The organism is Paenibacillus sp. FSL H8-0104 (assembly GCF_038050215.1).
GTDB lineage: Bacteria > Bacillota > Bacilli > Paenibacillales > Paenibacillaceae > Paenibacillus > Paenibacillus amylolyticus.
This window is the reverse complement of record NZ_JBBOTC010000001.1, coordinates 3,940,744-3,955,597: the sequence shown is the minus strand read 5'-3', so window position 1 is coordinate 3,955,597 and position 14,854 is coordinate 3,940,744. Positions and strand designations below refer to the sequence as shown.

Sequence of the window (14,854 nt, the reverse complement as noted above, 5' to 3'; positions counted from 1 at the left end):
TCAATGTTTTGATTTTATTTGCTAAAATTGAAACGAGTTGTAGATTGTTACGTATGTATGTTTATATACGATGTAATATCGACTAGGAGGAATAACATAATGTCCATTTTCAAACGTTTGCGTGATCTAACTATGTCTAACATCAACGCCATTATTGACAAGGCGGAAGATCCAATCAAGATGACGGACCAATATATCCGTGACATGCAAGAGGATCTGGAAGATGCGGAGAAAGCAGTAGCTCAACAGATCGCCATTGAGAAGAAATTCAAGCAGTTGTTCGAAGAGCAGGAAGCTCTTGTGAAGAAACGTGAAGAGCAGGCGCATACGGCGGCACGTGCTCAGAATCTGGATCTGGCTCGACGTGCCCTGGAAGAGAAAAAGGCTGCTGAAGAGAAGATGGCTGAGTACAAAACCAGCTATGACCAAAACAAGGCTTCTGCAGATAACCTGCGTGGCAAGCTTGACGAAATGCGTAAGCAGTTGACTCAAATGAAGAACAAACGTGAAACACTGGTAGCCCGTTACAATGCAGCAAAAGCCCAAACGGAAATCAACAAAGCGTTGAATGGGTTTGGCTCTGATACTGCAAGTGCTGGTATGAAGCGTATGGAAGAGAAAATGATGCAGATGGAAGCACAGGCTGAAGCAAGTAACGAAATGTCTTCCAAAGGAAAATCTTTGGATGAAGAGTTCGAGAAGTTGGGTAAAGATCAGGCTGTTGAAGATGAACTCGCAGCATTGATGAAACAGTACGATAATAAGAACTAATACCTTGGTTGTCAGCAAGGTTAACCAGCGGAGGAGAAGAGTATTTCTCCTTCGCTTTTAAATGCGGTTCATGTTGATATGTGGGGGCTGTGTAAATGGATTTGAACATTTTGGCGATGCTGGTCTGGACCGGATCTGGTTCGGTTTTGCTGTTTGTCCTGATGTATGTTGATTCACTGTTCACGAAATATAAGGATTTTGCTGAAGTTAAGGCTGGCAATATGGCCGTTACTACACGTATGGTTATGAAATTATTTGCACAAGGATATGTACTCGCTACGTCCATTTCTACGGCCGGTCACCTGGGAGAAGCACTGCTGGTCTCCGTTGTATCCTTTATCATTTTGTTGATTCTGGAGAGTGTTGTACACTTTATGATTCGCAAATGGGCCAACCTGGATCTGGATACGGGAATTCAGCAAGGGAAGACAGGGTACGGGTTGTTCTCTGGCGCTTTACATATCGTGGGCGCACTGATTATTGCAGCTTGTTTATAAGATAAGGAACAGGAGTAATTCTCATGAGTGTATGGAAACGAATTAAAGGAATACTAACGAAACCTGAACCACCGCAGGCAGAGAAAACGATGCTTCAGCTTGCACCTGGTGATATCTGTGAGGTTTCTCTGGTCACTTATGAAGTCGTTGGTCGGGTACAAAATCGTGCTCGAAATGCAGTTGTGCTCACGCTACAGGATGGTACCGCATTTCGATATTTGCATATCGAAGAACGGGAACTCACACGTTACGCCCTATATACACCAATTGATGGCAGGCTTGATGCGCCTGATGAGGTGCCTACATTGCTGGACCTGGATGGGCGCGCATATCATCTGGAGGAAGAGTATGGAGGCATGGTATCAACGGCAGGTAGAACTCCATATGGCCAGGCTGGAGAACAATTGGTATGGCAGTATCAGTCGGATGATAATATGCTTCTTCGCGTGGAGTGGCAAGACAGAAGATTTACACTGTATGAGGGTGAGTCCATTCTTCCTGCGGATATCAAAGTGATTCATTCGAGCTAGGAGAGGTTCCAATGAAAAAACGCTTGGCACATGGATTAAAATTAATGCTGGTCCTCAGCCTTGTCATGTCTCTGTTGTCCGCGTGCGGAGCAGCGCCTTCTGTTCAGGACACATATCCGCTTGAATCGGTTAACGGCAGTGGTAACTCAACGTCCTATGTGTACCGGGCTTCGGACCGTACCGTTCCGGAAGTGGCTCAGGAATTGTCTGACCAGCGGCAACCGGATCAAATCTCGGCAGAGAATACAGAGCGTATGTTCCTCGTGTATCAGGACGAGTATTATCACCTGCAACAAGACCCGAACAAGCCGGAGGATACATTGGTTGAGGTGGACTCCAAGGAATATGTTCGGCAGAACTACGATTCATCTTTTTTACAAGGTTACCTCACCGCTACATTAATTGGTAATCTGTTCGATTCTTTTGGCGGGCGAGGTTATGGCAACTATCGAGGATATACCAATAAAGATACGTATAAACCGAGTGCAGGATCTTATCGTGCACCAACAAGTAATGACAAGAAGCTTGCTCCACCTATTACTGTTGATCGGAAAGGTACGATTACAAGGCGCGGAAGCGATAAAGATTCAAGCGTGGGATCTGGCGGAGGATTATTCAACCGTAACAAGGATCAGAGCAAGGGAACCATTGATCGCAACAAGAGTAGTGGTGGGTTGTTTGATTCACCTAAGAAATCCTACAAAAAACCAAAAACCAGAGTGGGCGGCGGCCGAATTAAGAGGCGAAGATAATGATTTAATTATAAGCTTGGCTGCCCAACATATAGTTCAATCCAAAAAGAACAGGAAAAGGTATGACGGATTTATCTCTATCCGCGCATTTACCTTGGAGCTGTTCTTTTTGGTTTACAATTTGCGAACATGATTGGATTTACGTACACGGGGAATCGTTGTAGCAGGCTGTTTGCGAATCCAGCGGATAAATGGAATCATTCGTTCATCCTGTCTCAAGGATTGCAGATCAGTGAGACCAAGGGTTACAATGTCGCGATTGGTGTATAGCGAATGAATCTGTTTGTGACAGGGGATACACAGGTTGGCCGTTGGCAGAAATGTTCCGCCCATTTCTTTCGGTGTCAGATGATGAACGGTCGTATTCACAGGTTCTCTTCCGCATAATTCACATCGATTACTCATGATCATCGCCTCCCTTTGTCACTTATATTATGGGCAGACAAGATGCCTTTCATGTTGAACATAGGTCAAGGAATGTTACACCTGTAAGAAATAAGATTTTGTCACAGCATTCAATAAGTGATGTACTTGTTATCTTACAGTATTCGGGCTACACTTTCTTAAAAGATGATAGTCTTTAGGAGGTAAGAATACTTTTGAAAATGAACTCACATTCACATGATATGACAACTGCCAAATTCAATCGTACAGCTGTACAGGTACCGGATGCCCAGGCCAAAATAGCTGCAAGAGTTACTGTAGGCTCCATAGAGAAAGTTCACCTTGAATCTGCTCATGGCCGCACACTTGCAGAGACGATTCAGGCCCCCCATCCGTATCCATTCTTCAGGAGATCGGGTATGGATGGATTCGCGATTATCAGTACAGATACCATAGATGCATCGAGTGATCATCAAGTTTGGTTTCGAGTCATTGATGAAATTCCTTGCGGCTACACCTCGGATCACACCATTGTTTCAGGTACGACGGCTCGCATCATGACGGGTGCACAGGTTCCGGAAGGTGCGGATGCGGTAGTTATGATGGAGATGACCGAGAGCAAGGTAGAGAATGGAGAACAGTGGATTGCATTGAAACGGCACATATTGTCGGGTGCTAATATCACCCCAATCGGACTGGAAGTCCAAGAGGGACAGCAACTGCTCGAAGCAGGAACGATCATCAGGGCAGGAGAGCAGTCCGTGTTAGCTACTTTTGGCATAGCAGAAGTTCCTGTATTTCAACGTCCAAAGGTGGCGATATTCGCAACCGGCACGGAATTGCTTGATGTAGATGAGCCATTACAACCAGGTCGGATTCGGAACAGCAACAGTTACATGCTGCGCTCTCTGGTTGTTGAAGCAGGTGGAGAGCCTGTGATGTACGGTTCTATTGCAGACGATGTGAATACGGCAAGGGCCAAACTGGAAGAAGCCATTCAAGATAATGATATCGTGGTGACCACAGGCGGTGTATCCGTCGGGGATTATGATATTATGGGCGAACTTGTGCTGGAAGAACATGTGGAGATGTTGTTTAACAAAGTGACGATGCGACCAGGCAGTGTGACCACAGCTGCTATATATAAAGATAAATTGCTTTTTGCACTTTCGGGTAACCCGGGGGCCTGTTTTGTAGGTTTTGGTTTGTTTGTTCGTCCAACCATACGTTCCATGCAGGCGGATGCTCATCCTTATATGGAAGAATGGACTGCGATCTTGGAAGAAGAGTACACCAAAGTTAATAATTTCACACGGTTCGTCCGTGGACGCACGGAGATCCGCAACGGCATGGTGTACGCAATACCGGCTGCCGCCCGTGTAGATGAATCCAGCGTGATGATCACCATTAAGGACAGTGATTGCCTGATTGTTGTTCCACCTGAGAAAAAAGGCATTCCTGCGGGTGAGCAGGTACGTATTCTCAAACTGCCCTCAGGTCATGTGAGGTAGTGGTGGATGACTACAATGAGTGATACAAAGCCACATATCATACAGATTGTTGGATACAAAAACACAGGCAAGACAACCCTGACAGCCGCGCTGATCGGGCACTTTTCTTCTATGGGACTTAAAGTAGCAGCAATTAAGCATGATGGTCATGATCATTTTGAGATGGATCAAGAAGGAACGGATTCTTATCGATTTGGAGAGTCTGGGGCTTCGGCGGTGGTTATCATGTCAGAGAAACGTACTGCGATTATGGAGCGACAGGCAACCAAGCTGGAGGATATGCTGAGCTATCTATCGGATTATGATTGGATTGTTGTTGAAGGATTCAAGAATGTTTCTTATCCCAAATTTGTGATGGTTCGAGAAGAGAAAGATCTGACCTTGGTTAATCAACTTAAAGGGGTAGTGGGTATAATCTCATGGTTACCTTCAGAGCAGTTTATAGAGCGGAGTACCGTAAGCAGAGATATAACATGGTACTCGGTTCATGAAACGGAGGATATAGCCAAAGCGTTGCTAGCGATGGTTGAGAGCGAGTGTAGGCAGAATGGTGAAGTCTAATGGTAGAAACGTCAAAAGTGGGATATTATGATCGCTGGATATGATTGAATGTACAGAGAGCGTGATTGATCCCCTTTGAATATAACGTAATTTTTATTATGTAAACCAAATTATTTCTGCTTGTGCTCTTCTCCTTGAATGATGCAAAAAAACAAAAAAATGCAGCAGACCTTTCTCGGATCGAAATCCTTGATGTGGTTTGCTGCTTTTATTATGTTCGGGATGTTACATCCCGTCGTCAGTACGGCGTTCGATGGCTTCGGACATCGTTTTGTCGGTAAGGTGAGCATAGATCTCGGTCGTTTCCGTAGAAGCGTGTCCAAGCTGCTCCTTCGTTTTGTAAATATCATTTTGCAAATAATAGTCGGTTGCGAATGAGTGGCGTAATTTGTGCACGGTTAGATAAGGTTTGCCAAAACGTTTGGCGTATTTCATGATCATAGCCTGGATCGCTCTTTTGGTCATTCGACTGCCTTCAGAATCTCCGTTACGCAAAGCAATGAACAGACCTTTCTCCCGCTTGGGCGTGCGGTAACGTGATTGCCGCAGGTTCATATAAGTTGCGAGTTCGTCCTTGGCCTGTTCCCTGAAATAAACGGGAGTTTTGTACGTCTCATCATTGTTACCTTTGCGATAGACATACAGGAGTTTGTTGTTCAGATCAAGGTCATCGACGTTCAGGTTCACGACCTCCGACACCCGTAAGCCGGAATTCAGAATCAGGCTGGCAATACAGGCGTCCCGTTCTTTGTTGATTTCATGGGAGTATAGGGCCTGCTTATTCTTCTCCATATCGACAGCGTAACCTTCAAGAATATAGCCGATGAATTCCAGCAGCTCCTCTTCCTCCAGAATTTTACCTTTGAGTTTGGCAGCGGTGTCCTTGGGTTTATGGGTACGCTTGATCTCGATTTTGGCCATAATGTTCCGCTTCAGCAAAGGATAAAAGTCTTCATCTTCCGCAATCTGGCTCAGGTAATGAAAAAGGGAGCGAAGGGAAGAGAGCTTGCGAGATACGGTAATTCTGGAATTGGTTCCTTCCCGTTTGGTTGTAAGAAATAACCGATAGGCGGTAACCGAATCCATGCGAAGGACTTCCAGTTCAGTCAAGGTAACTTCTTTATTAGAGCTTGCCTCGGATAGCCCCTCTGCTCGCAACCATCCGAAGAAAGCTTCGTAATCTCTCAGATATTCGAGCAGGGTAGAGGGGGACAGGTCAGGCAGCTTGTAGTCCATGAATTGCTGAACGAACCAAGGCATGGAAGGTAGTTTGTCATCCAGCTTGCGTCGATCAATCTCTTTTTGCACGTTGGTCAAGTTCGACACCTCCATGTGAAAAACATATAAGATTAATATTCAATTTAATAGTATTCTATGCTCTAGTGTACCATAATTTACATGCTCACAGCTTGTTCACCAAAGCAGGCAGTAAGTAGGGTATGCTTCCTTGCCCTTCGGCGCGTAAACCTTTAAAGTAATTAGTATACGTAGAGCAGAGGAGGTGAACCGGATGAATATGAAAATAGAACTGGTTCCCCGGGAACGCAGTCAGGTGATTCGGCATTTAATGCAATTTTATCTATATGATTTTACCAAATACCTGAATATTGATGTGGACAGTAACGGCATTTTTCCGGAATATCCCGGTCTGGAGGCATTCTGGGCAGAAGAGGACCGCAAGTTTCCTTTTTTGATTACAAGTGATGGGGCACCTGCAGGGTTTGCTCTGGTGGAGAAATTGGAGCCTGGTAGTAAGGATAATGACTACTATTTGACTGAGTTTTTTGTGATGCAAAAATATCGGCGCAGTGGGGTGGGCACTCGGGCAGCCTATGAGCTGTTTAAACGTTTTCCAGGAAGATGGAAAGTGACCCAGGTTCGTAACAATGTCATTGCGCAGGCGTTCTGGCGAAAAATTATAGGGGATTATACCGGAGGCCGCTTTCGAGAAAAGTTCCATCCGGAACTGGGCAATCCAAGCCAGTATTTTGTAACCTGATTCCCATCGGGGTTTACCTACATATAAAGCATTCTGCTTGAATGCTGAAATAAAGAATCTGATGAAGGAGTGAGTGACATGAACGTACCCACATTCCATCTCGATGGACAGACAGCACTGGTGACAGGTGCAGGGAGAGGGATCGGAAAAGCAATTGCGATTGGACTTGCCCAGTCAGGCAGTGACGTTGTACTTGTATCCCGAACGATGAAAGAAATTGAGGAGACAGCAGCCTACATCTATGAACAGACAGGGCGTAAAGCGCTAGCTCTGACTGCGGATGTGACATCAAAAGAACAAATGGAAGAGTCGTTTCAAGAGGCAATCTCGGAGATGGGTAGTCTGGACATTCTGGTGAATAACGCAGGTATGAACATACGGACACCAGCACTTGAAGTAACGGACGAGCAGTGGGAGACCATCATGCAGACAAACTTAAAATCGGCTTTCTTCGCTTCGCAGTTGGCGGGTCTGCATATGAAAGAACGTGGGACTGGGAAGATCATTAACATCTCTTCGGTAGGCGGTCACACGGCTTTGCGGACAGGGGTTGTATATGGCGCGACCAAAGCTGCGTTAATTCATATGACCAAAGTGCTCGCACTGGAATGGGGCAAGTATGGAATCCGTGTCAATTCAGTAGGGCCATGGTATTTCCGAACACCTCTGACTGAAAAACTGCTGGATGATCCCCAGTATTTGCAGGAAATTGTAAGCCGTACACCGCTTCAGCGAGTGGGAGAACTGGAAGAAGTGGTAGGGCCGGTTGTATTCCTGGCATCAGATGCAGCGGGATACATAACGGGTCAGACGTTATTGGTTGACGGTGGAATGTCCATTTATGGCTTTTAAATAAATGAAGTTGGTTGCAGTTTGGAAAAGTGGGTGGCATAACCAAATCATGGGTAATAACATAAGGGAAGTTGAAGTTAATCTGTATTTCTATTTATCTGTACCCAATTCACTGAACTTGGAGGAAGATAACCATGGAAACGCGCAAGTACGGTAATACTGGCATGAACGTAAGTACACTTGGATTTGGCGGAGCGGAAATAGGAAAAAATGTATCCAAAACGGATGTAGCGACATTGCTGAATAGTGCCCTGGATGCTGGATTAAACGTGATAGACACGGCTGAATGTTACGGTGACAGCGAGGAATTAATCGGCGAGGTGTTGTCATATCGGCGTGATGACTACTATTTGTTCACCAAATGTGGACATGCTGCCGGGATCGAAGGTCCGGATTGGGATGCCAAAGTACTGGAGCAAACGATTGACCGTAGTCTGAAAAGGCTGAAAACGGACTATGTGGATGTTATCCATTTGCATAGCTGCTCCGAAGAAGTACTCCGACAAGGAGCAGTGATCGAAGTGCTACAGCGTGCCAAGGAATCAGGTAAGACCAGGTTTATCGGATACAGTGGGGATACAACAGATGCGCTATATGCGATTCAGACCGGAGTATTTGACAGCCTGGAGACTTCATTAAATATCGCAGATCAGGAAGCAATTGATCTTACGTTGCCTGAGGCAAGAAAAAGAAACATGGGTGTCATCGCCAAAAGACCAATTGCCAATGCGGCTTGGACGTATGATACACTTTCGGAAGAGGCTTATCCATTTATATACTGGAAGCGCTTAAGTGAACTGAACTATGGTTTTCTGGGTGAAGATGCCCAGGCAGCGGTGGAAACAGCACTGCGTTTTACGCTAAGTACCGAAGGTGTAGACACAGCTATTGTAGGAACAGCCAAGCCCAATCGCTGGCAACAAAATGCTGATCTTGTGGCTAAAGGGCAACTCCCACAGGAATTGTATGATGAAATTAGAGCACGATGGAAAGAAATCGCCGGAGCAGATTGGACTGGCCGGACTTAAGTCAGAAATATTAGCGAAGCCGCCATATGGCGGCTTTTTTATGACCAACATAAAATATTTTCAACATATGAAAAATTCACAATAACTTTCGGATCAGGGGCTGCGAAAAATTTTAGGGAATAATGTCTATACGTCAGCTTAGTTCAAAACGGGTGACAAAGGATGAAAGAGGAAAAATCCCAGGAAATATCCCTTCTTATAAGCGACTAAATTTATAAAAAACGACGAAGATATTGAGAAAATACGAAAAATAGGCAATCTACGTTCAATGTAAAAGAAATAACGACTGAGTTATAATATTTCAACATATGAAAAATTCACAATAGAGAGATCATTTTCTCACCTTAGTTACCATCTCTCATATGCCACATTCACGCACCACCAAGTTTAAAAGGAAAACCATTCTAAGCGATTGAAGTCAACCCCTTTTTTTGCGAATTTTAATCAAATTGAAAATATATCTTTATGAATAATCTCTAAAAGCATACACCTTAAATTCATTATCAGAATAATCTTAACATATTAATTATTATGTAAACTAATAATAATTCTTTTGGTAATACAGACATAAAACCTCCATGACCTGTAAATCGTAAGGGGATAAGGCAGAAGGAGGAACTTCATGAAAAGTCAGCAACACCGTAAAAACGACGACGAAAAACTAAGTTGGGTCAGCCTATCCTTGTTTGGCGCGGGTTGCACACTGGGAACGGGATTTTTTCTAGGGACCAGTCTGGCGATTCATTGGGCCGGCATATCTGTACTTGTATTGTTGCTGCTCGCTGCTGCGGGCACTTACTTTGTATTTGGTGCGCTGGCGCAGATGACGGCAGATGATCCTAAGGAAGGTGCTTTTCGAACGTATGCGGGCGAAGCATTCGGACCTTGGGCTGGTTTTGGTAGTGGATGGATGTACTGGTTCTCTGAAATGCTCATCATGGGCAGCTCATTAACGGCACTTGGGCTGTTCTCACAATTCTGGTTTCCCAAGTTTCCGCTATGGGCATTTGTTGCGATCTATGCCGCTATAGGTCTGTTCATTGCTGCACTGGGAGCAAAGGGATTAACCAAAACGGAGAATATTCTTGCTGTAATCAAACTTGCTGCAACGGTTGCATTTATAGCTATAGCAGGAGCGGCTTGTCTGGGTTGGTTACCTGTAAAAGTCACACCCGAGCAATTGAAGAATGAATGGTTCCCGCATGGGGGTAAAGGGGTATGGACCGGTTTCATTTATGCATTCTTTGCTTTTGCCGGGATCGAGGTTATGGGCCTGATGGCAGCTAACCTGAAAGAACCAAAAGATGCAGTGAAATCAGGTCGAGTGATGCTATTATCGGTGAGTACACTCTATGTGATTGCAATTGCGTTGATCCTGTTGCTTGTGCCTTCAGTTCAGTTAACTCCAGATGAAAGTCCGCTTGTCAAAGCCATGGCAACCATTGGATTCACTGTTGTGGTCCACATTCTCAACGGAATTCTGATTATAGCCGGATTCTCGACGATGGTGGCTTCGTTATATGCCATTACGTCCATGTTGGTGAAACTCGCAGAAGATGGAGATGCACCAAAACTGTTCACGAAGACCTGGGGAAAAAAGGACATACCACTTCAGGCATTGTGTTGCACAGCGGCTGGATTAGTCCTGTCTACTTTGATGGCATTATGGATGCCCAAGAGTTTGTTTGAATATGTGACGACAGCAGGTAGTCTGGTATTAATGTATACATGGCTGCTCATCTGCATCACGTACATTAAAAAAATGAAGCCCGTGAAGTGGAATCGCATCAAAGTATGGATTGCCATAGTATTAATTGTAGCTGCTGTGGCTGGGACAGCGATGGAAAAAGCCAGCAGAACGGGTCTGCTGGCAAGTGTGGGACTTTTGGTGTTCCTTGGGATCATCACGTATGTTGTTCATAAGGTACGTGGCTCGAAAGCATCGCAGTCAGCACCATCCAAACCATAAGCAACTCTCAGCAACTTTCGTGGAGGTCGTACAACGGATTATGAGTGCTTTAAGATTATTTCGTCAACTTGCCTAAGGCTTGCTTCATCCGCATGAATGGACATTTGGAAGGTGTCTGCTCATCATCAGGCAGGAAATACTGTTTCCATTCCAGATTATCCTGCTGACCATACCACATCAGCGAAGGGTGAGCAGGTACAGCATCATATGCAGCGAGACGTTTGCGAATTAAGGTTTTCATTTTACGGCCAAGAGGGGTGTTGTCATTAATGGATTCGAATACCCACCGTGGTTGAAAAGCAAACATGAGATAAGGAAAATGCCGGCTGGCTCGGAGTTCATGTGCAGGAGTTGCACAAAAACAAAAGTAAGGCTCTCCGCCAAAGCAAAACTCCCATGATGAATCATGAGGATCGGTTGAAATATGTTCCGGCCACGGCTCGGTATCGTGTGAACTTACCCGATTGAGCATTTGCCAGAATAACGTCTGATATTGCTCTACCGTTGTATGATCTTTCAGATCACTTGGCGTCTCACAGATCACAACCATGGAAGCGTAATGACCGGTGTCTCTGGAGACAGGACCATATTGTCTAAGCAGATCGGCCATATCTTCGGCAGCATGTTCAGATCGGGGGTCACACGTAAATCCGTACCTCAAATGTCCTGACAGAAATCCCATTCGTCCAGGTACACATGGATACGTATTATCTTCGTCGGCGATCATTTTACCAAATTGCGAATAAGCGTCCTGCTGCCAAGATGGAAGACGCTCAAACAAGGTGTTTATTTCGTCGGCACTATACAGCTCCGCCATTGATTCCCAACTCCATTCCACATGATACCGTTACAGTATTAATGTGGGGGAAGTTGGGTGACTGTCCAGCCTGATTTTGTTGTCAGAAAAATATGGAACGTACAGCTTCGTACCCAAAATACAAACCAAATCCGATCAGGCAGATTCCCGAAATGATAGAGATCCAGCGCAATACATTCTCACTGCTATGTTTGTGGAATCGACTGGCCATGCCAGCCATAATGACATCCCACACCAGAATACCAATGAATATGCCTGAACTGTAGAGCAGCAAATGAGCGGTATCCGTATGTTTCACAGTTGTCGCGAGAATAGAGCCATAGATCCCAAGCCAAAATAAAATATTCAGTGGATTGGACAGGGCCATCAAAAATCCGGATATAAATGATTTTCGAACAGTTGCTTCCGCAGTAGATGTACCCTGAATGCCTTGCTTTAGCTTCGAGAGCGTTTCCACTCCCGTGTAAATCAGAATAAAACTGCCAAATGACCAGAGAAAAGAGCGCATGAACGGCGTGTCCAGAAAATGGGCAACTCCAAAATAAATCAGCAGCATATACACCAAATCTGCAAACATAGCTCCGAGTCCTAGAATCCAGGCATGCATGAATCCGTGGCGGGCTCCACGGTCGAGTTGGGCGGCGTTAATCGGACCGATTGGAGCGGACAATGATATTCCCAGAATGATATAACTGAACAGTACAGACATAAACACGTTCACTCCTTAACGGGTTCGATGAATTGTACCAGTCGTCACAGAAAATGGGTACAAGTCATCGTATTCCCGCAAGGAGTGAATTAGAACAAACTACTTTTATCTCATACTGCGTCAAGGCCTTGTCATTCTGTTAAAGTTCCACATCCAATTGAATAGGGGTGCAGTTGTATCCGTTGCATGAGCTTTCCTCACAAGGACAGGCGGAGAGCCCAATTGTGAGATCCATTAATGCCTCCATCTCGATATAATCACCTGCACGAGAGTCGGGAGCTACAACATCAATCTTGCCTTCACTGTCTACAACGGACTTCATAAACAGGTTAAATGGATAGTGTTGATCCGGCGGTAAGATTCCGAAGGGTTCTAGTGCCGTGTTCAGATTGTGATAACAACTGGCGTGATCCTTTTTGTCGTATAACACCTCATACATCTCTGGACGACAAGCAGAGTTGAAGAAATCATGTACCCCAACGGTGTCACGGACAATCTTGAGTAAAGGTTGATACTGATTGGAATATACAAATTGTCCTGGTTTAATTCGATAAGTACGCAATACGTCCATTGTCACGCCGGGATCCAAGCGATGGTTAGCATCCGTAGCATCATATGCCACAAAATCAATGACTTGCTGTCCCTCCAGATCCGTTATGCGTAGTAAAGAACCCTTGCTTACTTTCAGGGCATATCCCGTTTTGGCTGGGATACGATAAGACTGTTTATGGCGCTGATTCGTATTCATCCGTCACATTCCTCCGCTACTTTTTGCTTTCAGTATGCGGAGCAGATGAAGCTTTCATGCACTGTTATGGCGCCGTACTCTACTCAGGCAGGAACATCCAATGGTGAATTTAAACACAAACCACATTATATGCCTTTATGCTGGGAACAGTGGATTACCTCTCATCCCGATCCAGAGGTCTGATTGTTCAAGCTGTCCAGCCAGATGTAATAACCAATCTTCGCGTCCCTTGGTTGCCATCACTTGAACGCCCATTGGCAACCCTTCAGGTGTCATATGCAGAGGTACACTTATCGCAGGCTGACCTGTCAGATTCGCAAGCTGGGTGAACGGTGTATACGTAAGACTTGGCTCAAACATTTCATAGATGAGTTGCTGCTGCTGGGTCTTGTCCAATTCACTAATCCGCATTAGGTTACGAATCTGTTCGTCATGAGGCGTTAATTCACCAATCTTAGGCGCAGGAAAAGCATTAACAGGTGTGACGTAGAAGTCATAACGCTCGAACAAAGTGGACATCTGGGCTGCAGCTACATCCCATTCAGCTAAGCTATGTACAAATTCCGCAGCGGACACCTTTTTGCCTGCTTCAGCCAGAACCCAAGATTCAATCTCCATATCATCGGAGGTCAGAGCCCGGCCCATGGATCGTTCCATGGAAGAGATCATCGCAGCCATCTCACCGCTGTTCATCATGTAATAGTTCTCCATCAACCGAACTCCATTGACTGGACTCAGTTTTTCTTCAACATGATGACCTTGATCTTCCAACCAGCGAACGAGCTTGTATACAGACTCTTTGGCTTCTGCGCTGACAGGTGTTCCCACGGGCGAATCCGTTGTGTATGCAATTTTCAGTTTGCGTTGATGTGGATAGCTCATATCAGCCAAGTAACTGCCTGGAAAGAGTGGAGCATGGAACGCAGCTTCGGGCTGAATGACTTGTAACGTATCAAGCAATGCAGCACTGTCCCGAACCGAGCGAGAGAGGGCAAAATCAATCGATGCGCCTTGCCATTGACGACCAACTCCCGGTCCTACAGGTGTGCGCCCGCGGGTTGGCTTTAATCCAAACAATCCGCTAAAGGAAGCCGGGATACGAATCGAACCTCCTCCGTCACTGGCTCCGGCAAGAGGAACAATACCCGAAGCTACAGCAGCAGCGGCACCACCACTCGAACCACCTGGAGAGTGGTTGATATTCCATGGATTGCGAGTGGGACCATGAAGACGGGGCTCGGTAATATTTTTCAAACCAAATTCAGGCGTATTGGTATGTCCTATGAAGATAAAGCCTGCATCACGGAGTCGAGTGACAAAATTGGAATTGCGCAATGCACGATGCTCGCTGAACAAACGGGAGCCTGAAGTCAGAAATTCACCTTCCAAGGATTGCGAGATATCTTTTAGGAGCAGGGGAACACCGGCAAAAGGTTGTTCTCCAGGTCGAACCAAACCGGCTTCCTCCCGTGCACGAGATTCATATGTACGAATAACCGCATTAAGTTGCGGATTTACTTCTTCAAGGCGTGCAAACGCCGCTTCAAGCATTTCAACCGGGGATACTTCCCGGAATCGGATCAGTTCAGCCAAACCTACGGCGTCGTAGGAGGTATATGAGAATGAAGACATTATGATCGTTCCTCTCTGAATATAATTCATCTGTTTATTCCATATGTCATCGTACCACCGGATTAGACAAAAGACAAAACATAGAAGAATCGTA

General features: G+C 45.4%; 16 protein-coding genes. 10 read left to right on the top strand and 6 right to left on the bottom strand.

Annotated elements, in window-relative coordinates:
* Positions 1-99: 99 nt before the first annotated feature.
* From NST38_RS17565 to NST38_RS17550, 4 genes are all read left to right on the top strand, one after another.
* Positions 100-771, top strand: coding sequence for a PspA/IM30 family protein (locus NST38_RS17565; RefSeq protein WP_076210133.1), 672 nt, complete (start codon positions 100-102; stop codon positions 769-771).
* A 95-nt stretch (positions 772-866) separates the two neighbouring features.
* Positions 867-1,268, top strand: a complete 402-nt coding sequence (locus NST38_RS17560; RefSeq protein WP_036613690.1) for a DUF350 domain-containing protein — start codon at positions 867-869, stop codon at positions 1,266-1,268.
* A gap of 23 nt (positions 1,269-1,291) precedes the next feature.
* Positions 1,292-1,798 carry a DUF4178 domain-containing protein gene (locus tag NST38_RS17555; protein ID WP_076250266.1) on the top strand — a complete coding sequence of 169 codons (507 nt, stop codon included), beginning with the start codon at positions 1,292-1,294 and terminating at the stop codon, positions 1,796-1,798.
* 11 nt (positions 1,799-1,809) lie between these two features.
* Entirely contained in the window at positions 1,810-2,550 is a 741-nt protein-coding gene (locus NST38_RS17550) for a DUF4247 domain-containing protein (protein WP_017688102.1), read from the top strand.
* Between the two features lie 114 nt (positions 2,551-2,664).
* Here the strand turns inward: NST38_RS17550 and NST38_RS17545 are convergent, their stop codons facing one another.
* Positions 2,665-2,955, bottom strand: coding sequence for an HNH endonuclease (locus tag NST38_RS17545; RefSeq protein WP_101313674.1), 291 nt, complete (start codon positions 2,953-2,955; stop codon positions 2,665-2,667).
* 200 nt (positions 2,956-3,155) lie between these two features.
* Between NST38_RS17545 and NST38_RS17540 the strand changes: the two genes are divergently transcribed.
* Entirely contained in the window at positions 3,156-4,445 is a 1,290-nt protein-coding gene (locus tag NST38_RS17540) for a molybdopterin molybdotransferase MoeA (protein WP_076250628.1), read from the top strand.
* Between the two features lie 15 nt (positions 4,446-4,460).
* Positions 4,461-5,006 carry a molybdopterin-guanine dinucleotide biosynthesis protein B gene (gene mobB / locus NST38_RS17535; protein WP_076250269.1) on the top strand — a complete coding sequence of 182 codons (546 nt, stop codon included), beginning with the start codon at positions 4,461-4,463 and terminating at the stop codon, positions 5,004-5,006.
* A gap of 225 nt (positions 5,007-5,231) precedes the next feature.
* Here mobB and xerS read toward each other — a convergent pair whose 3' ends face one another.
* A complete protein-coding gene (gene xerS, locus NST38_RS17530) occupies positions 5,232-6,338 on the bottom strand; it encodes a tyrosine recombinase XerS (protein WP_076250271.1) in 1,107 nt (368 codons plus the stop codon).
* Positions 6,339-6,516: 178 nt separating this feature from the next.
* On the opposite strand from xerS, the gene NST38_RS17525 reads away from it, so the two are divergent.
* The 4 genes from NST38_RS17525 to NST38_RS17510 all read left to right on the top strand — a co-directional run bounded on the left by NST38_RS17525 (position 6,517) and on the right by NST38_RS17510 (position 10,854).
* The gene (locus tag NST38_RS17525; RefSeq protein WP_076250273.1) at positions 6,517-7,005 is read left to right on the top strand and encodes a GNAT family N-acetyltransferase; all 489 of its coding nucleotides are present in this window, start codon (positions 6,517-6,519) and stop codon (positions 7,003-7,005) included.
* A 78-nt stretch (positions 7,006-7,083) separates the two neighbouring features.
* Positions 7,084-7,857 carry an SDR family NAD(P)-dependent oxidoreductase gene (locus NST38_RS17520; RefSeq protein ID WP_076250275.1) on the top strand — a complete coding sequence of 258 codons (774 nt, stop codon included), beginning with the start codon at positions 7,084-7,086 and terminating at the stop codon, positions 7,855-7,857.
* Positions 7,858-7,991: 134 nt separating this feature from the next.
* Entirely contained in the window at positions 7,992-8,885 is an 894-nt protein-coding gene (locus NST38_RS17515) for an aldo/keto reductase (RefSeq protein WP_076250277.1), read from the top strand.
* Between the two features lie 622 nt (positions 8,886-9,507).
* Positions 9,508-10,854 carry an amino acid permease gene (locus NST38_RS17510; RefSeq protein WP_076250278.1) on the top strand — a complete coding sequence of 449 codons (1,347 nt, stop codon included), beginning with the start codon at positions 9,508-9,510 and terminating at the stop codon, positions 10,852-10,854.
* Between the two features lie 55 nt (positions 10,855-10,909).
* Here the strand turns inward: NST38_RS17510 and NST38_RS17505 are convergent, their stop codons facing one another.
* The 4 genes from NST38_RS17505 to NST38_RS17490 all read right to left on the bottom strand — a co-directional run bounded on the left by NST38_RS17505 (position 10,910) and on the right by NST38_RS17490 (position 14,760).
* Positions 10,910-11,671 carry a YqcI/YcgG family protein gene (locus NST38_RS17505; protein ID WP_036613709.1) on the bottom strand — a complete coding sequence of 254 codons (762 nt, stop codon included), beginning with the start codon at positions 11,669-11,671 and terminating at the stop codon, positions 10,910-10,912.
* An 82-nt stretch (positions 11,672-11,753) separates the two neighbouring features.
* Complete coding sequence (locus NST38_RS17500) at positions 11,754-12,380, bottom strand: LysE family translocator (protein ID WP_017688112.1); 627 nt, start codon at positions 12,378-12,380, stop codon at positions 11,754-11,756.
* Between the two features lie 139 nt (positions 12,381-12,519).
* Entirely contained in the window at positions 12,520-13,128 is a 609-nt protein-coding gene (locus NST38_RS17495; RefSeq protein WP_076250280.1) for a DUF1989 domain-containing protein, read from the bottom strand.
* Positions 13,129-13,263: 135 nt separating this feature from the next.
* A complete protein-coding gene (locus NST38_RS17490; RefSeq protein ID WP_076250282.1) occupies positions 13,264-14,760 on the bottom strand; it encodes an amidase in 1,497 nt (498 codons plus the stop codon).
* Positions 14,761-14,854 lie beyond the last annotated feature (94 nt).